Below are 19,805 nucleotides of genomic sequence, written 5' to 3'. Positions count from 1 at the left end.
GGTACTGCTTCCAGGTCGACCTGTGCTGGCGGGCCCTCGAGGCGGGACTGCGGGTCGTGGAGACGCCGATCACGTTCACCGAACGCGAGCACGGAGTCTCGAAGATGAGCGGCAACATCGTCCGCGAATCACTGACCCTGGTCACCAAGTGGGGCATCGACCGACGCCTGCGCGAAGCACGCTCCCTCGTGCGCGACCACCGACGCCTGCCCTCCGTCCGCACCAACGCACACGTGGCGTGACGTCCGGCGTCAGTGGTTGCACAGGCATCAGTGGTTGCGCAGGGCGTCGATCAGCTCGCTCTTGCGCTTCGACGAGTAGCCGGTGAGTCCGAGCTCCTTCGCACGTTTCCTGAGGTCGGCGACCGTCCAGTCGTCGTAGGAGCCGGACTCGCCGCCCTTCTTCCCGACGGCCTTCGTGCCCCGCGCAGCCGCGGCGTTGCTGATCCGCGCCGCCTTCTCCTTCGAGGCACCCTCCTTGCGGAGCTCCTCGTACATGTCCGGCTTCTTCAACTGGTTCGGCATGGCCCGGAGGGTACGCCGACGACCTCAGTCCTTCTCGGGGTCGTTGCCCCAGTTCATGAGCGAGTACCGCCACTTGGTGTCGTGGACGTCACCCTTCGGCCGCTGCTTCGAGTGCCGTGCCACGTAGCCGACGACCTTCTGCATGTGCGCGTAGTCGTCGTCGGTGTAGTCGGCCTGCTTCTTCTCGAGGATCCGAACGATGTGCCGCCCGCTCTCGTGCCCGGTCGACTCGCCGCCGCCGTCGGACTTCTGGCCGACCTCCTTCGACTCGTCGGTGTCGAGCCACTTCTTCAGCTCGGAGGCGGTCATGTTCACGGCGTCCGCGAAGTCGTCGCGGATCTCCTTCTGGTCGTCGCTCATGCACCGACCCAACCCGGTCCGGCTGACCGTCGGCGAGCGGTGCGCTCAGCGGACTGATGCTCCACGTGCTCGGAGCGGTCGACGAGTTGTGTGGTCTGCGCGAAACCCCACGAAGGAAGAGGAAGACATGCGCGCAGTCGTCTGGCACGGCATCGGGGACATCCGACTCGACGAGGTCCCGGAGCCCACCATCCAGCACCCGGAGGACGCGATCGTCCGGATCACCAAGAGCGCGATCTGCGGGACGGACCTGCACTTCGTCCGCGGCACGATGGCTCCGATGGAGGAGGGCACGATCCTCGGCCACGAAGCGGTGGGCGTCGTCACGGAGGTCGGCGACGCGGTCCGCGGCTTCAGCCCGGGCGACCGCGTGGTCATCAACTCCACCATCTCTTGCGGTGCCTGCCGGTACTGCCGGATGGGCAAGACGGCGCAGTGTGACGTCGCGAACCCGAACGGGCCGCAGGCCGGGACGAGCTTCTTCGGCGGCCCGCAGTCGACCGGCCCCGTGAACGGACTGCAGGCCGAGTACGTCCGTGTCCCCTGGGCCCGCAACACCATGCACCCGCTGCCCGAGAACGTCAGCGACGAGCAGGCGATCCTGCTGTCGGACATCTTCCCGACCGGCTGGTTCGGCGCGGAGCTCGCCGGGGTCACCCGCGGTGACGTCGTCGTCGTGTTCGGCGCGGGCATCGTCGGTCAGTTCGCCGCTGCGTCGGCCTACAAGCTCGGCGCCGCCCGCGTCATCATCGTCGACGGTGAGGAGACCCGACTCGCCGCCGCCCTCGAGCAGCACTGCGAGGTCGTGAACTACAACACCGAGGACCCCGTGCAGGCGATCATGGACCTCACGAACGGGATCGGCGCGGACTGCGTGATCGACGCCGTCGGGGTCGATGCGGAACGTCCGAAGCACGGTCCGGCCGCGGTCGACGACCAGCAGGCAGCGGACTTCGACGACGAGGTCGCCCAGGTCGCCCCGGACGCGGCGCCCCAGGGCCACGGCGAGGAACAGCAGTGGAAGCCGGGCGACGGGCCGTCGCAGGCCGCCAGGTGGGCCGTCGCTTCGGTCGCGAAGTACGGCCGGATCGGCATCATCGGCGTGTACGGGCCCACGGCCGAGCAGTACCCGATCGGCGAGGCGATGAACAAGAACCTCACCGTCCGCATGGGCAACTGCGACCACCACTCGGTCACGCCGCCCCTGATCGACATGGTCGCGGCCGGGCAGTTCGACCCGACCGCCCTCATCACCGAGCACGAGCCCGTCGGGTCCGCGATCGACGCGTACGAGGCGTTCGACCGTCGCGAGCCGGGGTGGATCAAGGTCGAGCTGGAGCCGACCCGATGAGCACCGGAGACCAGACCACACCCTCCGACCAGTACGGATGGGCGGACCCGCGCACCCGGTACCCGGACGTGTCGCCGGAGCCGCAGACGCAGGCCGAGCCGGGCCTCCAGTCCGAGATGACGCCGGTCCCGGACCTCGGCGAGTCGACGTACCGCGGGACCGGTCGGCTCGCCGGCCGGAAGGCCCTGATCACCGGTGCCGACTCGGGCATCGGCGCGGCCGTGGCGATCGCGTTCGCCCGGGAGGGCGCCGACGTGGCACTCGCCTACCTCCCCGAGGAGCAGTCCGACGCCGACCACGTCATCGAGCAGATCGAGGCGGCCGGTCGCACCGCGGTCGCGATCCCGGGAGACCTCCGGGACCGGTCGTACGCGAACGAACTCGTCGAACGGGCGGTCGAGGGTCTCGGCGGCCTGGACGCGCTCGTCAGCGTCGCCGGCAAGCAGCGGTGGCAGCCGGACCTGCTCGACATCACCGACGAGCAGTTCGAGGCGACGTTCGACGTCAACGTGTTCGGGCTCTTCCGGCTCGTCAAGGCGGCGCTCCCCCACCTGCAGCCCGGTTCGACGATCACCACGACGGCGTCGATGGAGGCGTACAAGCCCGCCCCGGACCGTCTCGACTACGCCGCCTCGAAGGGCGCGATCAACAACTTCTCGAAGGGGTTGTCGCAGCTGCTGGTCGAGCGGGGCATCCGGGTGAACGTCGTGGCGCCCGGTCCGACCTGGACCGTCCTGCAGCCGAGCGGCGGGGTGGACCCGGAGTCGCTGCCGGAGTTCGGGTCGAGCGAGTCGCCGATGGGCCGCGCCGCGCAGCCCGCGGAGCTCGCGCCGGCGTACGTGTTCCTCGCGTCGCAGGAGTCGAGCTTCGTCGCCGGCGAGACGCTCAACGTGAACGGCGGCATGGTCACGCCCTGAACAACGACGTCCCCGACGGCGGATGGCCGATCCGGTACGCGATCCCCGAGATCCGCGCACCGGATCGGCCATCGGCCGTTCCGGTGCCTGCGCTGGACCACGCGAGCGGTCGCACTGGGCTGCCGCTCGGCGGCGCGCGTCGCGTGACGCGCCCGACGACGGACGGGAGGCGCGGTGCCGACCCGCACCGCGCCTCCCGTCCGTCGCGTGCCGCGTTCAGGACGACGCGCGAATCCGCCGTGGTGACCGCGAGGGCGCGCGCAGCAGCGCGATGCCGGCGAGGACGCCCCACACAGTCAGCGTGTCGAAGGCGATCCGTTCGACCGTTCCGATGCCCGCGGCGGACGCTGCTCCCCCGGCGATCGCGCTGACGAACAGCCCGAGGCCGACGACGGACACGACGGTCGCGGTGATCGTCAGCGCCGCGAGGACGGGGCGGCCGGCCCGTGCGGCAGCGACCGCGGCGAGCACCATGCCGGTCCACTGCACGGGAGCCTGCGCGAGGGCGAACACCTCGTGCGCGTCCGGCGCGACGTCGAGCGGCGTGAGGCCCACCCCGACGACGAGTGCTCCGCCGACGGCGAGGAGCACGGGCCCCACCACACCGAGCGGCCGGGCCGGGGCACGGGTCACGGCGACCGCGCCCGCTGCGAGGAGCAGGCCGTTGCCGACGGTCGCCGCGTTCGCCACGAGGTGCAGCGGGGAACACACCGTCCGTTCGACGGCGGTGCCGGTGTCAGCGGTCCCGCAGGTCGTCGCGCCGAGGTCGCTGATGGTGTTGTGCGCCCAGGAGTACGGCTCCGGCCAGGCACCGGCGACGAGCACCTGGGCCAGCAGGGCCGCAGCGGCTCCGATCCAGCACCAGGCCGCGAACTGCACTGCTCTCATCTGAGCAACCGTACAGGTACCGAGCTGTTCCCTCCCCGCCCTCGACGGCCGGCCGGGCCGTGACCGTCTGCGTTGCGGGAATCGGGGTTGACGCAAGTCCGTGCGGGTTGCCGCGACTCCGTCCCCAGGGGGCAGCGTTCCCGCGCTCGGCGAGCGAACCTGACGGTGGCAGGGATCAGGAGCACATCGTGACACGGCAACGACGAAGCCCGCGACGGAGCGGGAAGACCGACGACATCGGCATGCTGCTGCGCGGCGTCGTCGTCCTGGTGGTGGGCAGCCTCACGGCGTTCGTGGCCCTCGCGTTCCTCAGCCCGCCCTCGATCGGCAGCGAGCTCCCCGGGCACGGCCGATCGTCGTCCTCGTCGTCCTCGTCGTCCTCGTCGACGACTCCTTCGGCCTCGCCGTCCCCCGCGGCGACGACGTGGGCGGACGGTTCGACGGCCTCGTCGTCCGCGGAGCCGTCGGTCGGATCCTCGGCGAACGCCTCCGCCGGGTCGTCGGGCGGATCGACGGCTCCGGGTTCCCGGGCGACGCCGGAGCCGTCCGGCACGGGGTCCGCGACCTCGGGCAGCGGGACCGCCGGGGACGTGCCCGCGCCGGTGGTCGGGGACGCCGCCGCCTTCCACGAGGACTTCACCACGCCCGCTGCGGCCGGCGGGCAGTTCGCGTCGACGTACGCCGGCTCGTGGCAGCCGTACGTCGACGGCACCGGTGGCAAGTACTGGTCCGGTGCCCTCGTCAGCGCCCACGACGGCGTGATGGACGTCGCGATGAACGGCACGCAGGGGGCGGCCGGGGTGTTCGGTCCCCCGGCGAGCGCCTGGGCCAGGACCGGCGGCACGTTCAGCATCCGGATGAAGGTCGAGGGCGGCGCGGGCAACGGCACGGCGGTGATGCTGTGGCCGACGTCGAACGACGCGTCCGAGGGTGAGGTCGACTACCCGGAGGGCTCGTTCAGCGCGGCTCCCGCGGTGTTCCACCACATGCTCGGGGCGGATGACGCCGACCGGGCGCAGGGCATCCGGACCGGGGCGCGGTGGCAGGACTGGCACACGTACACGATGGAGTGGGTGCCGGGCGTGTCGATGCGCTACTTCCTCGACGGGCGGTTGATCGGCACCGTGACGCACAGTGTGCCGACGACGCCGCACCGGTACACGTTCCAGATCGGGGACGTGGGCAAGCCGGGGCACGTGCTCATCGACTGGGTGTCGATCAACTGAGCGGTGGCGTCGGGGCGTTCCCGGGGCCACGCGCGGTGCTGCGTGCGGGGCTGGCGACGAGGACGACGAGTGCGACGCCGACGAGGGCGAGTCCGACCCACCCGGCGGGGGCGAGTCGTTCGCCGACGACGGTGACGGCGAGGACGGTGGCGACGGCCGGCTCGAGGAGGGTGACGGTGGTGGCGGTGCTCGGCGGGACGGATTCGAGGCCGATGCCGAACAGGAGGTAGCCGGCGGCCATCGGGACGAGTGCCATGTAGAGCCCGACGGCGGTGTTCGTGGGGGTGGCGAGCAGTGGTGCTCCGGTGAGGAGGAGGACGGGCAGCAGCAGGAGGCCGCCGGTGCCGAAGACGGCGCCCATCGCGGCGGCGCGGGGGACGCTGCGGGTCATGAGGCGGTGCGCGGTCCACGAGTACAGGGCGTAGGTGGCTCCGGCGACCAGTCCGAGGGCGATGCCGGCCACGGTGCCGCCGGGGTCGGTCCCGTTCCCGGTGCCGGGGTCCGACGACGCGGTGCCGGACAGGCAGAGCGCCGTGCTGCCCACGACGCCGATGACGACGGCGGTCCCCCACCGGGCGCCGAGCGGCCTGCGGTCGACGACGCGTTCGAGGACGCCGGACGCGACGGGGGCGGACGCCAGGGACACGACGGAGCCGATCGCGACCCCGGCGGTGTGCATGGCGGTGTAGAACGCGAGGGGGTACACGGCGACGGCGACCCCGCCGACGAGGACCAGGGGCCACCGGGCGGCGAGCACCGGCCGTGCGCGCTGGATCGGGCGGACGGCGACGGCGGCCTGCAGGAGTCCGCCGATGCCGAGGGCCGCGGCGCCGATCGCGAGTGGGCCGACGTCGGGGGCGAAGGTCGCGGCGGTGCCGGTGGTGCCCCAGAGCACCGCGGTCACGACGACGGCGAGGAGGCCGAGGCGTCGGGACGGGGTCGGGTGCACCTGGTCACCTCCGAGCGGACGGTCTCGGTGCCGTGGGACGGGGGTGGGCCCTGACGGACTCGAACCGCCGACGTCTTCGGTGTAAACGAAGCGCTCTACCAACTGAGCTAAGAGCCCGCGTGCTCAGTCTAGGGGGCTCGCGTTGGCGGACGGCTCGCGGTGGCGGACGGGAGGCGCGTGGCTGCGCCGCCACGTGCCTCCCGTCCGCCGGGTGGGACCTGGTACCGGTGGCCGGGCCCCGGTGCTGTGTCGTCTGGGTCGTTCCTGGGGACGGGCCCCGGACGCTGGGGGGCGGAGGTGGTCGGCATGGGTCTCGTGTTGGTGGTCGCCGGCGCGGCGGTCCTGGTGGCGGTGCTCGTCGGGACGGTCGGCGCGGCGATGGTCGCGGTCGCGGTGGCGGTCGAGGAGCAGTCGTCGTTCGACGGCGACTGAGCTCCGTCCGCTCGGTCAGGCGGGGGTGCCCAGGCGGTAGCCGGTCCCGCGGATGGTGGTGATCAGGTCGCGGTCGGTCTTCCGGCGGAGGTAGTGCACGTAGGTGTCCACGGTCCCCGGCTGCTCACCGTGGTCGAACACGGCCGACAGCAGGTGCTGGCGGGTGAAGGCCCGGGCGGGTTCGTCGGCGAGCAGCCGCAGCAGCGCGGTCTCCTTCTCGGTGAGCATGATCCGTCCCGTGTAGGGCGAGGTGATGCTGCCGTCGTCGGGGTGGAACAGCCAGCTGCCGATCTCGATGCCGGGCCCGGTGCCCGAGTAGTCGCGGGTGAGTGCGCGGAGGCGTGCGGAGAGCTCGTCGAAGTCGAAGGGCTTGGTGAGGTAGTCGTTCGCTCCGGCGTCGAGGCCGGACACGCGGTCGCGGACGTCACCGAGGGCGGTGAGCATGAGCACGGGCGTGCTGGTGCGACGCCGGCGGAGGGTGGCGACGAACTCGGTCCCGTCGATGCCGGGCAGCCGTCGGTCGACGACCATCACGTCGAAGTAGCGCTCCTGCGCCACCGTCAGGGCCTCCTCGCCGGTGGTGACGAGCGTGACGTCCCAGTCGGTGTCGAGGACCTCCGCGACGAGCGGGCCGAGTCGGGGGTCGTCCTCCACGAGCAGCAGTCTGGCGGTCATCGGTCGTCCTCCGGTTCAGGGTGTGCCGGCGACGGCCCGGCGACGGGGAGCCGCAGGGCGAAGACGGAGCCGTGGTCGTCGGTGCGCTCGACCGTCACGTCCCCGCCGGCGCGCACCGCGACGTCCCGGACGAGTGCCAGCCCGATGCCGTACCCGGTGCGCGTCCCGGGTCGACCCGGATCGCGGGGGGCGCCGTGCGCGAAGCGGTCGAACACCCGGGAGGGCGCGATCCCCGTGATCCCCGACCCCTCGTCGGCGACGCGCACGGTGACGACGGACCCGGTGCGCTCGGCCGTGACCCGGACGGTGCCGCCGGGAGGGGTGTGCCCGACGGCGTTGTCGGTCAGGGCGACGAGGCACCGCTGCAGCCGGGTGCCGCTCACCGCCACGACCGGCCCCTCGCCGTCGGGCGCGACGACGTCGAGTCGGACACCGCGGTCGTCGGCGAGGACCGACAGGTCGCGTTCGAGGGTGCCCAGCGCCCGGGCGAGGTCGGCGGTGCCGCTGGTCTGCTCGCGGCCCGCGGCGGCCTCGAGGAGGTCGTCGACGATGTCGACGAGCAGCCGCGTGTCCTCGGTGAGCTCGTCGACCACCCGACGTGCGCGGTCGTCGGCCGGGGTGAGCATCCGCAGGTGTTGGACCCGGGCGTGCAGGACGGCGAGCGGGGTCCGGAGTTCGTGGCTCGCGTCCGCCACGAACGTCCGCTGCATCCGGGACGCCTCGGCGATCGGCCGGACCGCACGACGGGCGATCAGCCAGGCGGCGACACCGGCGAAGACGATCGAGAGCCCGCCGACGCCGAGGACGGCGATGCTGAGGTCGACGGTGTCGAGGGAGATGCGGACGTCGGTGGGGTCCGGTGGCTCGTTGACCTGGGCCGGGGTCAGCTGCCAGAGCACGTAGACGACGACCAGCGCGATGATCGCGATCACGAGCGCCGCCGAGACGACCGCGACGCGCAGGCCGATGCCGACGACCGAGCGTCGGTACGCCAGCCGGTCGGGGTCGCGTTCGTCGTCGCTCCGGAACGACCACCGGGTGGCGAGGTCGACGACCGCTGCTCGGAACCGGGACACCGTCACTCCTCTCGTACGCGCCTGCCTCGATCCTGCCCCACGTCGGCCTGGGAGGTGGTCGGCGGGTTTCTTGGTGGAGTCTTGCGGGCCGGTGCCTAGCGTCGCTGCGAGCCCACCGGAAAGGACTCCCGTGATCCACACCGTCCCCCTGGCCGTGAGCCTGTTCGATGCTGCGTCCGTCCTGCACGCCTTCGGCCCGTACGTCCTGATCGGCATCGCCGTCCTCATCTTCATCGAGTCCGGCGTCCTGTTCCCGTTCCTGCCCGGCGACTCGCTGCTCGTCACCGCGGCGATCATCAGCGGCGCGCTCGGGGTGGCACCGTGGCAGGTCGCCGTCGTCGCCTCCGTGGCCGCGGTCGCCGGCGACCAGGTCGGGTACTGGCTCGGCAAGCGGTTCGGGCGTCGACTGTTCCGCGCGGATGCCCGGGTGCTGACCACCGCCCGGCTCGACGAGGCCGAGGCGTTCTTCGCCCGGTGGGGTGGGCTCAGCCTCGTCCTCGGCAGGTTCGTCCCGATCGTCCGCACCTACGTGCCGCTCGCGGCCGGGACGGCGGAGATGCGGTACCGCCGGTTCCTCGTGTTCAACCTGATCGGTGCGGTGTCCTGGGCCGTCGGTCTCACCGTCGTCGGTGTGCTGCTCGGCGGCATCCCGGTGATCGCGCACAACATCGACGCGCTCATGATCGTCATCGTGGTGGTGTCCGTCCTGCCGATCGTCATCGGTGCGCTCCGACGACGCCGGACTGCTCGACGGCGGACGGGAGACCGTCCGGGTGGCGCGCCGACCGGAGCCGCCGCGGATCGCGATGCCGCCCCGTCTGCTGCGCGGGAGGGCCGGTGAACCGCCCCGGCTCCCCCGTGAACCGGGTCGCCGACCCGACGGCGGGCTTCTGGGCGCTCAAGGTCCTGTCGACCGCGATGGGCGAGGCGCTGTCGGACTTCCTCGTGACCCGGTTCCCGCCGGTGCCGACGGTCCTGCTGACGGCCGTCGTGTTCTTCGTCGTCCTCGTCCTGCAGCTACGGTCCGACCGGTACCGACCCTGGCGGTACTGGGGAGCCGTCGCCATGGTCGGCGTCTTCGGCACCATGGTCGCCGACGTGGCACACGTGGCGCTCGGCGTGCCGTACACGGTCTCGACGCCGCTGTTCCTCGTCGCCCTCGTGGCGGTCTTCGTCACCTGGCGGCTCGTCGAGGGCACCGTCGACGTGCACACCGTGACCACGACCAGGCGGCAACTGCTCTACTGGGCCGCCGTGGTCGCGACCTTCGCGATGGGCACGGCCGCCGGCGACCTCGCCGCCGACAGCTTCCACCTCGGGTTCCTCGGCGGCGGCCTCGTGTTCACGGCGCTCGCGGCGGTCGTGGTCCTCGCCCGGCGGGTCGGCGCCGCCGGACCCGTCGTGTCGTTCTGGACCGTGTACGTCCTCACCCGCCCGATCGGTGCGTCGTTCGCCGACTGGGTCGGCGTCCCGGGCACGCGCGGCGGGCTCGGGGTGGGCACCGGCCCGGTGAGCGCGGTGCTGCTGGTCGCCATCGTGCTGGGTGTGTCGTGGGCCTCCGCGGTCCACACCCGACGTCGGTTCGCGGGCTCCCCGGCGTGACGCGACCCCAGGACGGCACCGATCGACCATGGACGGACGACCTCCCCGCGACACGACCCTGACGAGGCGGCAGCTGCTCGGTGCCGGCCTGGCCGCCGGCACCCTCCTCGCACTCGGAGCGGATGCGACGCCGGGCGGGACCGCGCCGCTCCTGCCGGTCGACGCCGGCCCGGTGACGAGGACGACGACGCCCCGCGCGGCGTTCGAGCACATCGTCGTGCTGATGATGGAGAACCGGTCCTTCGACCAGGTGCTCGGCTGGCTCTACCCGGGAACGCGACCTCGCCGCGGGCAGCGCTTCGCCGGGCTGGCCGACCGTCGCCGAACGAACCCGACGTCGGCCGGCGGGCTCGTGGCGGCCCACCGCTTCACCGGGTCCCGCGACCAGGTGCTGATCAGTCCGACCGCGAACGCCGGCGAGGGCTACGCCAACACCGTCCGCCAGCTCTGGGCCACCGGCGACGCGGACGGCGAGCCGACGATGGACGGCTTCGTCACCGACTACCAAGCCCACCTGCGAGGCCTGCTCGGGCGCGACCCGGACCCGCGCGAGTACGCGCAGGTCATGGGCGGCTTCCCCCCGGACGCCCTGCCCGTCCTGACGACCCTCGCCGAGCAGTTCGGGGTCTTCGACCACTGGTTCTCCGCCGTCCCGTCCGACACCTGGCCGAACCGGGCGTTCTTCCACGCCGCGACGTCGAACGGGTTCACCTCGAACTCCGGGCACGGCGGGTACCGCAAGTGGCGCGACGCCCCCGCAGCGCCGACGGTCTTCAACACCATGCAGCAGGCCGGCGTGCCGTGGCGGGTCTACTACGACGCGTCGCAGGTCGTGTCGCTCACCGGGATCCTCGCCGCACCGGCAGTCCAGCAGTACTGGCAGAGCAACTTCCGGAGCATGGAGCAGTTCCACGCCGACGCGCGATCGGGCGACCTGCCGGCCTACTCGTTCATCGAGCCCCGCATGGTCTTCAGCCGCAACAGCATGCACCCGCCGTCGTCCGCCGGCGCACCGCGCCCGGGGCACTACAGCAAGGCCGTCGCGGACATGCTCGCCGCGGAGGCCCTCGTCGCCGAGGTGTACTCCGCGATCCGGGACGGCGGCCGGGCCGGCGGGTCGAACCCGTCCAACACGACGTTGCTGATCACCTTCGACGAGCACGGCGGCATGTACGACCACGTCCCACCACCGCGAGCCGTCCCTCCGGAGGAGCACGCACCGGCCGGCGAGGACGGGTTCCGCTTCGACCGCCTCGGGGTCCGCGTGCCGACGATCGTCGTGTCCGCGTACACCGACGCCCGCACCGTGGTGAACACGCCGACCGATCACTGCTCCGTGATCAGGACGCTCAACGACGTGCACGGCCTGCCGTCCCTGACCGACCGCGACCGCGCGGCCGCTCCGATCACCGCCGCCGCGAACCGCACCACACCCCGCCCGGTGTCCTCGTGGCCGGTCGTCACGGCACCCGTCGTCCCACGCCCGCCCGTGCGCCTCCCCCGCCGGTCCGCGACCACCCCAGCCGGTCGCTCCGACCTGCTCGCCGTGCTGCTCGCCCGGTTCGAACCGGGCACGGCTGCGCCGAGCGACCCCGCCTCCGCGTACGAGGCGCTCGTCGAACACGGCCACGGTCTCTTCGGCCTCCGGGACGACGGGCTCGTGTCCTGACCCGGTGGCGGCGCCGAGGTCAGCCGGCGCGCTCGTACCCGGTGATCGTGCTGCGGTGTCCCCGGAACACCCGGACCGCGTGGAACCCGAGCCGCTCCAGGTCCGCCCCACCGTACCGGTCCGCGCGACCGTCGATCGCGTACTCGACGAGCCACACCCGGGTGACGCCGGAGAACCGTCCCCGCGCCGCGGCCTCCGCGGGGGTCCAGGCCGCGTCACGCCAGGTGTCCCGCTCCTGGTACGGCGTCTCGAGGGTCACGTCCCGCACCGCACGGAACCCCTCCGGGTAGGTGTGCAGCGCCAGCCGCGGGTCGCGCGACGGCCGGGTCCCCTCGTCGAACACGATCGCGTCGCCCGGGCGGGCGTGCGCACCGACCGTCGCGCTGATGACCGCCCAGTCGCTGTCGTTCTTGGCGTAGGGCCCCCGCTGCTGCGCCCACACCGGGGCGGCGAGCGCCGTCACGAGGACCGCGCCGACCACCGCCGTCGCGGCCGGTCGACGCGCCGCCGCCCCGAGGTGGCGGATGCCGAGCGCCATCAGGACGGCCGCGGCGGGGGCGGACGAGGTCAGGTACCGCCCGGAGAACACGGGGTGGACCGCGTCGGCGGCCAACAGGAGCACGAGCGGCACCAGCAGCCACGCGGCCGCGAGGACCGTCAGCGACACCGAGGGGAGGGTCCGGGTACCGGCGCCCGTGTCCACGCGGCCGCCGTCGGGACGTCCGGCGACGGGACGTCCGGCGTCGCGCGGGCGGGATCGCCACCGCGCGACGGCCACGGCGACCGCGACGACCACGAGCCCCCACGCCACCACCGCGTACCACGTGTCCGAGAACCACAGCCCGACCGTCACCGACCGGAACGTGACGGTCGTCCGGTGCGCCAGGAACGCGATCTGTCCCCGCTCCGCGGCACCCGCGACCGCGATCGGTGCCACCAGGACGAGCACGACGGCGACCGTGGCCGCCCACCGCGTCGCGAACCGCCGACCGGGGCGCGCCGCCACCACGACCACCAGGTGGACGGCGATCAGGAGCGCGGAGAAGAGGAACAGCCACACGGAGACGGTCACGAGCGCGGCGTACGCCACCCACCACCGCCGTCCGTGCGACCTGCCGGTGACCAGTCGCACGAGCACCCAGAGCGTCCACCCGGCGAGCGCGGCGCTCGCCGCGTACGAACGGGCCTCCTCGCCGGCGTAGGTGATGCGCGGGAGGGTGCAGCAGAGCACGCCGGCGAGGAGCGCGAGGCGGGCGTCGGCGAGCTCGCGGACGAGCACCACAACGGCGGCGGTGGCGGCTCCGGCTGCGATCGCGGACGGGAACCGCACCGAGGAGGGGGAGGCTCCGAAGCAGTCCACCCAGAGGTGCAGGGCCGCGTAGTACACGGCGTGGACGGCGTCGACGTGCTGGACCATGCGGAGCAGGCTCGGCCAGGAGCGCTGGGCTGACAGGACGCTGGTGCCCTCGTCGCCCCACAGTGAGGGGATCCACGAGCCGGTCGCGGCGACGAGGGTGCCGAGGAGGCCGAGCAGGGTCGGCAGGCGCCATCGCACGGACGGACGGCCGGTCGGGCTCACCGGGCGTCCCGGACGAGCGCGATGGCCCGCTCGATGCGGGCTGCGTCGTCGTCGCCGCTCCAGCGCAGGCGTGTCCGGCCCGGTGCCGCGGCTGCGAGGTCACCCCAGAACGGTGCTCCGTCGGTCGCGTCGACGACGACGTCGACGGTCGTCCCGCCGAGGATCCGGTGCCACTCGGCACGGTTCGACGGAGCGGTCGTCCGGATGATCCGCCGAGCCCACCGGGGCAGTGCGGATCCGTTCCGGGTCCCCTGGCGGACGATCTGTCGGACGCGTCGGTCGAGCGTGCGCTGGGCCGTGAGGTACCACGCGGACCGGGCGTCGGAGAGCAGGACCGAGACGTCGACGTCGTCGAGGTCGATCGAGGACAGTCCCGCGACGACGGCGGCGACCAGGTCCGGTCCGGGTGCCGCGGGCAGGACGACGAGGACGGACGGGACCGTGGGTGCTCCGCGGGGGCGGTCCCGTCCGTGGAAGACCTCGTCGACGAGTCGCTCGGTGGCGAGGCCGTCGTCGTGCGGGTTCACGGCGGCGCGCATGCGGTCGGCCCGGGCGGCGACGTCGTCCGGGACGGCCGTGCGCTGCACCTCGGCGGCGACCTGCTCCGGCGTGGTCACGAGGACGCCGGGCCAGTCCGCGGTCGGGATGGAGAGGCCGCGTTCGTCGGCGTACTCGTCGAGGTCGGGGACGGCGAAGACGACCGGTCGGCGGAGGGCGAGGAAGTCGAAGAAGATGCTCGAGTAGTCGGTGACGAGGACGTCCGTGACGCCGAGCAGCACGTTGGTGGGCAGGTCGTTCGGCACCAGCACGCCCCGGGCGGCCGGACGGGCGGCGGCCGCCCGGTGGACGACCTGGTGCGTCTTCAGCAGGACGACGTACCGGTCCTCGTCGACGTGGCGGCGGATCGCTGCGAGTCGGGCGAGGAGCTCGTCGGCGTCGTCCCGCGGGTGCACGAAGGACGTGCCGCGCCAGGTCGGGGCCCAGAGCACGATGCGTCGGTCGCCCACGTCCAGGCCGCGCCGGTCGAGTTCCGCGCGGACTCCGGACCGCCCGGCGTCCCCGAGGAACTGCCGGTCGATGCGCGGGAGCCCGGTCTCGAGGACGGGCCGGGCGAACGCGCCGTCCAGTCGGTGGGCGCGCCGGTAGAGCACCTCGGTCGTGTGGCGGTTCGGCGACACGAGGACGTCGGCGTGCAGGAAGTTCCGCAGGACGTTCGCGACGCGTGACGCCGGGTCGCCGATGTCGAACCCCATGTGCTTGAGCGGTGTGCCGTGCCAGGTGTTGACGTACGTCTGACCGGGGCGTTTGTCGAACTGGCGGTCGAAGGTGGCGTTGCTGATCAGCCAGCCGGACGTCGTCTGGGCGCGGAGGTAGGCGGCGGAGCCGGGTGCGACGAACCGCACGCGGGGGTGCCCGGCGAACTCGGCGCGGACCGCACGGTTGTCGTTCTCGTCGGACAGCGACCACACGTGCCGCATCGTGGCGTGTCGTGGATCGTCGAGCAGGGCGCGGAAGACCGCCTCCGGGCTGTCGAGCACCCCGTTGCCGTTGAACGACTCGTACAGCACGACGTCGGGGTCGACGGGGCGGGCCGACCAGTAGGCACGGACCTCTGCGGCCCACCGGCGGGACAGGCGACGCCGGAGCAGGCCGGCACGGGACCGGAGGGTCATGCCGCCTCCTGTCCACCCGTGCCGGGCAGCGCCGGTCGGCGCCCCTCGGTGCGGCCGGGGAGGACCGTACGGATGAACGTCTGCACGACGTCGGCATCGTACGCGACGACGTCGACGGTCGGTGCGGCCACCCGTCCGTCCAGGAAGGCACGCATCCCGGAGACGAGGCCGGCGTCGGTCACCGGGACGACGTGGGCTCCGCCACCGGGGAGGGCGTCGGCCACGGACGCGAACGCGGTCGTGACGACGGGCTTGCCGAGCGCAGCGGCCTCGAGGATCACCATCGGCTGTCCCTCGTGGTCACTGGACACCACGAGGCAGTCGGCGGCCGCCACGAGCGGGGCGGCGTCGTCGACCGCGTCGGTGAACACCACGACGTCGGCGATGCCGAGGTCGACCGCGAGGGCGCGCAGCGTCGGCAGCAGGAACCCGCCGCCGACGACGAGCAGTCGGGTCCGCGGGGCCTCGCCGTGCACGACCGCGAAGGCGCGCAGGAGCCGCGCGTGGTTCTTCTCCGGTGACAGCCGCCCGACGGCGACGAACCAGGTGGTCCCGTCGACACGGTCGACCAGCGACGCCCGCCACGGCGACGGCGGGACCGGTGCGGTCGCGGCGGCGCGGACCCGGTCGGCGGCGACCGCGTTCGGGACGGCGACGTGCGTCGCGGACCCGTACTCCGCGAGGGAGCGGGCGTTGTGGACCGCGAGCGTCTCCGACACCGACACCGCCCGGTCGTACTGCGGGTACAGCCCGAAGACGAAGCGGAGCGAACGACGCATGCGCGGTTTGCCGTCGACCTCGCGGTCGACCTCGGCGGCCATCTCGTTGTGCAACCAGATGGACCGTCGGACCGGGCCCGGCGCGTGCAGGAGGAGCTCGGCCCAGAACGGCGAGTAGCCGCTGAAGTCCACGACCGCGTCGAAGTGGGCCCCGCCGAAGCAGCGGCGCCACTCCTCGTCCCAGAGTCCGCGGAGCCGCGGGGAGTCCGTGTGCGCACGGGCCTGCGCCCGGTGCTCGGCTACACGTCTGCCGAGGTGGAGCGCCTTCGAGCCGTTCATCCCACCGACACGCTGCAGCTGGCGGACGCGCGGGTCGATCCGGGCGCGGTTCACGACGCCGGCGCCCCGGACCGCCTGGTCGTACGTCACGGTCACGTCCAGGCCCGCGTCCACGAGCAGGGGCAGGAGGTTCACGGCTGCGGTGGTGATCCCGTTCGACCGCAGCGCACCGAGGTGCAGCAGGACGGAGGGCCGGCCGTCGCCGGTGAGGGTCCGGACGCGGCCGCGGTCGGGGACGCCGTCGCGGAAGAGCACGTCGACCACCCGCCGGGCCGCGTGCCCGTCGTCGTCCGGCACCAGGCGGGCTCGCATGGCCGCGTACGCGTCACGGTGCGCAGTCGGGATGCCCCCGTCGAGCGCCTGTGCGACCGCCTCCGCCGTCTCGGCAGCGGTGGTGCAGCGGGGACCCGGCCACCCGTCGGACAGGTACAGGCCGCGGGTGTCCTCGTACCCGTGGTCCGGATCGGCCTCCAGGACCACGGGCTTCCCGGTCGCCAGCCAGTCGACGATGATCGACGAGTAGTCCGACACGAGGACCGCCGCCCCGCCGAGCAGGACGTTCACGGGGACGTCCTCGGGGACGAGCCGTCCGTCGAGCCGTGGTTCACGGCGCGCGGCCCGGGCGACGACCTGGTGGGGCTTGACGAGGACGGTGGCGGCGATCCCCCGGCGTCGCAGGGCGGCCTCCACGTCGTCGACGAGGTCGGCCATGGGAGCGGAGCGGTCCTCGGGGTCCGCGAAGCGGTCGCCGCGCCAGGTCGGTGCGTACAGGACGATCGGCTCGGTGCCGATCCGGACGCCGGAGTCCCGCAGGTGGCGTCGGAGCCGCGCGTCGTCGACGCCGGTCTGCCGGTCGACCCGCGGGTAGCCGACCTCGAGGACCTCGGCCGTCGCGAGCCCGCCGAGCCGGTAGGCGCGCCGGTACATCGTCTCGGTCATCCAGGGGCTCTGGGACAGCAGGTGGGTCGCTGCGAGGAGGTTCCGCACCGTGTTCGCGGAGGCGGTGGCGCCGTCGGGCTCGTCGAACCCCATCCGCTTCAGGGGTGTCCCGTGCCAGGTGTTGAGGTAGCGCTGCTCCGGTCGGCGGGAGAACGAGGGCGGGAACGTGGCGTTGTTGACGAGCGTGCCGGCGGTGGCGAGCGCTCGCTGGTAGGCGTTCGACCCGCGGAGGACCACGGTCGTGCCCCGGGCGCGACGCAGCACCGGTCCGACGGTCCGCAGCGCGGCGGCGTCGAGCGCCCACACGTGCCGGAGGTGCTGCTGGTCGTCGGCGGCGAGCAGCTCCCGCCAGATCGCCTCGGGGTTGCCGGCAGCGCCGTTCCCGGCGAAGGACTCGTACAGCACCAGGTCGGCGTCGACCGGGCGGGATCGCCAGAAGGCGCCCACCTCGGCCCGAGCGGCGCGTCCGACGCGCCGGAGGTGCCTCACGACGGACGGCACGGCGACCACGGTCCGGTTGTTCCCATGCTGGGAGCGTCGGAGGTGCGCTCCAAGATTCCGCCCAGCGACCTCCGGTCTGCGCACACCGCGCTGGACGGGAGGCGCGTGGCGGGCCCGCCCCGGGCCTCCCGTCCGCCACCCGACGGCGCGCTCGCGCGCCCCGCGCTGCGTCGCTGCTACCGCGCGCGTCCGCGCGTGGTCACCGCCCCCTGCCACACCCACACGCGGTAGCGGGAGCCGTCGCGGCGGGCGACCTCGACCTGCACGGCGCGGTCGGTGTACGCGACGACGACCGCGCGTTCCTGCACGCGCACCTCGACGAACCGCAGCCACACGTCGACGGTCTCGCCGCCCGCCACGGTGACGACGGGCTCGGGGCCGATCTCCTCACGCGTGAGCGTGACCGGGTACGGCCGGGTCAGGAACTCGTTGACGGCCGCTCGGGAGACGTCGGTGCCGTACCTGCGGTTCTGTCCCATGCCCTCCATGCTCGCACGGATTCGAACACGTGTTCGAATACGGTGGGGGTGGACGGGCCGGGTGGCGGTTCCCGGCCGACGGCTACGGCGCGATGACCGCCGAGCGCGCGAGGGTGGCGGCGCCGACGACCCCGGCGTCGTCCCCGAGTTCGGCGACGACGAACTCGAGCTCCGGGTCCGGCCGCAGCATCCACGGGTCGGCGGCCCCGCGGAGTCGGTCCGCGAGGCCCTGCCCGAGCGTCTCGGCGAGCCCACCGCCCACGACGACCCGGTCCAGGTCGAGGAGGTTGATCGTCGACCCCAGCGCGACGCCGAGCATGTCGACCGCTGTGTCGAACAGTTTGGTCGCCAGGTCGTCGTCGTCCTCCAACGCCGCCGCCCACACCTTCGAGGTCAGCTTGGTCTTCTCCTCGGCGTCCCGGATGTCGAACAGCGCCGTCTCCCGTCCGGCGTCCGCCATCGTCCTGGCCGTGCCGCGCATCGATGCCCGCCCGGCGTAGGCCTCGGCGCACCCCCGTCGGCCGCAACTGCACAGGGCGCCTCCGGCCAGCACGACCACGTGCCCGATCTCACCCGCCGCTCCGCGGGACCCCGTGTACGGGCGGCCGTCGAGGACCAGGCCGCCGCCGACACCGGTGCCCATCCACAGCCCGAGCACGTTCCGCCCGCCCCGCGCCGCCCCGGCGGTCCACTCGCCGAGGAGCCCGACGTTCGCGTCGTTGCCGAGCGACACCGGGACGCCGAACGCGTCCGAGAGCGGCGTGGTGAGGTCGACCGGCTCGGTCCACCCGACCAGGTTCGGCACGGTCAGCGCGCGACCCTCGTGCACGACCCCGGGGATCCCGAGTCCGACCGCCACCGGCGAGCCGTCGAGCGAGCGGACGAGGTCGACGATCGTCTGCAGCACGTCGTCCGGGCCGGTCTCGGGCGTCGACGCCTTGGCCCGGTCGAGCACGTCGTGCTCCGCCGTGACGAGACCGACCTCGATGTTCGTCCCACCGACGTCGATGCCGACGACGGTCGTGTCCGATGTGCTCATCCGGGGTCCTCCACTGCTGCTCCGCGGCGCCACCGGCACTCCCGGCGACGCCGTGCCGTCCGGCGACACCGGGGTCGGTGCCGACCCCGCCGACCGTACGCGCCGCGACACCGGGGTCGGCTCGGGCAGCCGACCCGACCGTCCGCCGACCGCGGCTGGCGCCCTCCGCCCGCACGCCGCCCCTCCGCCCGCACGCCGCCACGGCCCGTCAGTCCGCACTGGACGTCGGGACGCACCGACCGTCGGAAGGGAGGCGCGTGCCGGCCCCGCCCCGCGCCTCCCGTCCGACGGTCGGTCCTGTCGGAGGACGCGAGTAGCGTCCTCCCCGTGGACGGCATCGGGATCCTCGACGAGGCGGGCCGGCTCCGGCTGCTCGGCGCCGGTGTCGCCGGCGCGGCTTTCGGTGCCGTGCTGGTGGTGCTCGTCGCGTCGTCCTTCACCCCGGCCACCACCGGGATGCTCGTCGTCGTCGGGGTGCCGGGCGCGATCGCGGGTGCGGTCGTCGGCGTGGTGACCACCCTGCGGTCGTGGCGGCTCGGCGGCGGGTACGAGCGCGTCGTCTCCGTCGAGCGTTGGGTCGCCGACGGCCGGGTGCCCGCCGACGTGCCGGCCGAGGTGTGGGTCCCGCTCCTGCAGGCCCGGGCCGACCGGGAGGGCGCCGGGTGGACGAAGGTCGTCCTCGCCACGTTCTGGATCGCGATCGCGTGGTCGATGCGGGAGCAGCACGGCCCCGTCGTGACCTGGGTGCTCATCGCGCTCTGGACGGGTCTCGGGCTCTGGGGCGGCCTGGTGTCGGTGCCACGGGCGCGTGCCGCACGGACCGTGCTGCGGCGCGGGGTCACGACCGTCGGCTGAGCCGCACACCGCA

General features: G+C 73.4%; 19 protein-coding genes, 1 tRNA gene and 1 pseudogene. 9 read left to right on the top strand and 12 right to left on the bottom strand.

Annotated features, from left to right (window positions below):
* A pseudogene (locus Csp2054_RS15930) lies at positions 1–242 on the top strand (dolichol-phosphate mannosyltransferase); the annotation flags it as partial.
* 27 nt (positions 243–269) lie between these two features.
* On the opposite strand, the gene Csp2054_RS15925 reads toward Csp2054_RS15930, so the two are convergent.
* Together Csp2054_RS15925 and Csp2054_RS15920 are read right to left on the bottom strand one after the other, a co-directional pair.
* Entirely contained in the window at positions 270–524 is a 255-nt protein-coding gene (locus Csp2054_RS15925) for a Rho termination factor N-terminal domain-containing protein (RefSeq protein ID WP_096900448.1), read from the bottom strand.
* A 24-nt stretch (positions 525–548) separates the two neighbouring features.
* Complete coding sequence (locus Csp2054_RS15920; RefSeq protein WP_096900446.1) at positions 549–884, bottom strand: DUF3140 domain-containing protein; 336 nt, start codon at positions 882–884, stop codon at positions 549–551.
* A 127-nt stretch (positions 885–1,011) separates the two neighbouring features.
* On the opposite strand from Csp2054_RS15920, the gene Csp2054_RS15915 reads away from it, so the two are divergent.
* Both Csp2054_RS15915 and Csp2054_RS15910 read left to right on the top strand, forming a co-directional pair.
* A complete protein-coding gene (locus Csp2054_RS15915) occupies positions 1,012–2,235 on the top strand; it encodes a zinc-dependent alcohol dehydrogenase (RefSeq protein ID WP_096900444.1) in 1,224 nt (407 codons plus the stop codon).
* Positions 2,232–3,152, top strand: coding sequence for an SDR family oxidoreductase (locus Csp2054_RS15910; RefSeq protein ID WP_096900442.1), 921 nt, complete (start codon positions 2,232–2,234; stop codon positions 3,150–3,152). Before Csp2054_RS15915 ends, Csp2054_RS15910 begins: the two co-directional genes overlap by 4 nt.
* Before the next feature lie 216 nt (positions 3,153–3,368).
* Here the strand turns inward: Csp2054_RS15910 and Csp2054_RS15905 are convergent, their stop codons facing one another.
* Complete coding sequence (locus Csp2054_RS15905) at positions 3,369–4,040, bottom strand: DUF998 domain-containing protein (protein ID WP_096900440.1); 672 nt, start codon at positions 4,038–4,040, stop codon at positions 3,369–3,371.
* A 188-nt stretch (positions 4,041–4,228) separates the two neighbouring features.
* Here Csp2054_RS15905 and Csp2054_RS17875 point away from each other — a divergent pair, with 188 nt between their 5' ends.
* A complete protein-coding gene (locus tag Csp2054_RS17875; protein ID WP_141399297.1) occupies positions 4,229–5,266 on the top strand; it encodes a glycoside hydrolase family 16 protein in 1,038 nt (345 codons plus the stop codon).
* On the opposite strand, the gene Csp2054_RS15890 is transcribed toward Csp2054_RS17875, so the two are convergent.
* Both Csp2054_RS15890 and Csp2054_RS15885 read right to left on the bottom strand, forming a co-directional pair.
* Positions 5,259–6,215 (bottom strand): DMT family transporter, encoded by a 957-nt coding sequence (locus Csp2054_RS15890; RefSeq protein WP_096900434.1) that lies wholly within the window; start codon positions 6,213–6,215, stop codon positions 5,259–5,261. The two genes, Csp2054_RS17875 and Csp2054_RS15890, sit on opposite strands and share 8 nt — an antisense overlap.
* A gap of 44 nt (positions 6,216–6,259) precedes the next feature.
* Positions 6,260–6,332 (bottom strand) — tRNA-Val (locus tag Csp2054_RS15885).
* 189 nt (positions 6,333–6,521) lie between these two features.
* Here Csp2054_RS15885 and Csp2054_RS18620 point away from each other — a divergent pair.
* A complete protein-coding gene (locus Csp2054_RS18620; RefSeq protein WP_255252782.1) occupies positions 6,522–6,647 on the top strand; it encodes a hypothetical protein in 126 nt (41 codons plus the stop codon).
* Between the two features lie 15 nt (positions 6,648–6,662).
* On the opposite strand, the gene Csp2054_RS15880 is transcribed toward Csp2054_RS18620, so the two are convergent.
* Positions 6,663–7,322 carry a response regulator transcription factor gene (locus Csp2054_RS15880; RefSeq protein ID WP_096900433.1) on the bottom strand — a complete coding sequence of 220 codons (660 nt, stop codon included), beginning with the start codon at positions 7,320–7,322 and terminating at the stop codon, positions 6,663–6,665.
* Positions 7,319–8,398: a sensor histidine kinase gene (locus tag Csp2054_RS15875; protein ID WP_255252781.1), complete on the bottom strand. Its 1,080-nt coding sequence runs from the start codon at positions 8,396–8,398 to the stop codon at positions 7,319–7,321. The genes Csp2054_RS15880 and Csp2054_RS15875 overlap by 4 nt, the downstream gene beginning before the upstream one ends.
* Before the next feature lie 133 nt (positions 8,399–8,531).
* Here Csp2054_RS15875 and Csp2054_RS15870 point away from each other — a divergent pair, with 133 nt between their 5' ends.
* Genes Csp2054_RS15870 through Csp2054_RS15860 form a run of 3 tightly spaced genes read left to right on the top strand, consistent with a single transcriptional unit; the run spans position 8,532 to position 11,669 of the window.
* The gene (locus tag Csp2054_RS15870; RefSeq protein WP_411897163.1) at positions 8,532–9,239 is read left to right on the top strand and encodes a DedA family protein; all 708 of its coding nucleotides are present in this window, start codon (positions 8,532–8,534) and stop codon (positions 9,237–9,239) included.
* Entirely contained in the window at positions 9,236–10,000 is a 765-nt protein-coding gene (locus Csp2054_RS15865) for a hypothetical protein (protein WP_217990942.1), read from the top strand. Before Csp2054_RS15870 ends, Csp2054_RS15865 begins: the two co-directional genes overlap by 4 nt.
* A gap of 28 nt (positions 10,001–10,028) precedes the next feature.
* The gene (locus tag Csp2054_RS15860; protein WP_096900429.1) at positions 10,029–11,669 is read left to right on the top strand and encodes an alkaline phosphatase family protein; all 1,641 of its coding nucleotides are present in this window, start codon (positions 10,029–10,031) and stop codon (positions 11,667–11,669) included.
* A gap of 19 nt (positions 11,670–11,688) precedes the next feature.
* Here the strand turns inward: Csp2054_RS15860 and Csp2054_RS15855 are convergent, their stop codons facing one another.
* The 5 genes from Csp2054_RS15855 to Csp2054_RS15840 form a co-directional block, all read right to left on the bottom strand.
* A complete protein-coding gene (locus Csp2054_RS15855) occupies positions 11,689–13,248 on the bottom strand; it encodes a glycosyltransferase family 39 protein (protein ID WP_096900428.1) in 1,560 nt (519 codons plus the stop codon).
* Complete coding sequence (locus Csp2054_RS15850) at positions 13,245–14,921, bottom strand: CDP-glycerol glycerophosphotransferase family protein (protein WP_096900427.1); 1,677 nt, start codon at positions 14,919–14,921, stop codon at positions 13,245–13,247. The genes Csp2054_RS15855 and Csp2054_RS15850 overlap by 4 nt, the downstream gene beginning before the upstream one ends.
* Positions 14,918–17,419 (bottom strand): glycosyltransferase, encoded by a 2,502-nt coding sequence (locus Csp2054_RS15845; protein WP_176491755.1) that lies wholly within the window; start codon positions 17,417–17,419, stop codon positions 14,918–14,920. The genes Csp2054_RS15850 and Csp2054_RS15845 overlap by 4 nt, the downstream gene beginning before the upstream one ends.
* A gap of 176 nt (positions 17,420–17,595) precedes the next feature.
* Positions 17,596–17,898: a hypothetical protein gene (locus tag Csp2054_RS18295; RefSeq protein ID WP_176491754.1), complete on the bottom strand. Its 303-nt coding sequence runs from the start codon at positions 17,896–17,898 to the stop codon at positions 17,596–17,598.
* A gap of 82 nt (positions 17,899–17,980) precedes the next feature.
* Complete coding sequence (locus tag Csp2054_RS15840; RefSeq protein ID WP_096900425.1) at positions 17,981–18,937, bottom strand: ROK family protein; 957 nt, start codon at positions 18,935–18,937, stop codon at positions 17,981–17,983.
* Between the two features lie 327 nt (positions 18,938–19,264).
* Here Csp2054_RS15840 and Csp2054_RS18290 point away from each other — a divergent pair, with 327 nt between their 5' ends.
* Positions 19,265–19,792 (top strand): hypothetical protein, encoded by a 528-nt coding sequence (locus Csp2054_RS18290; protein WP_096900424.1) that lies wholly within the window; start codon positions 19,265–19,267, stop codon positions 19,790–19,792.
* The last annotated feature ends 13 nt before the right edge of the window (positions 19,793–19,805 follow it).

It is taken from the genome of Curtobacterium sp. 'Ferrero' (genome assembly GCF_002412165.1).
Classification (GTDB): domain Bacteria; phylum Actinomycetota; class Actinomycetes; order Actinomycetales; family Microbacteriaceae; genus Curtobacterium.
The sequence above is the reverse complement of the archived record's forward strand: the minus strand, read 5'-3'. Positions and strand labels throughout refer to the sequence as shown.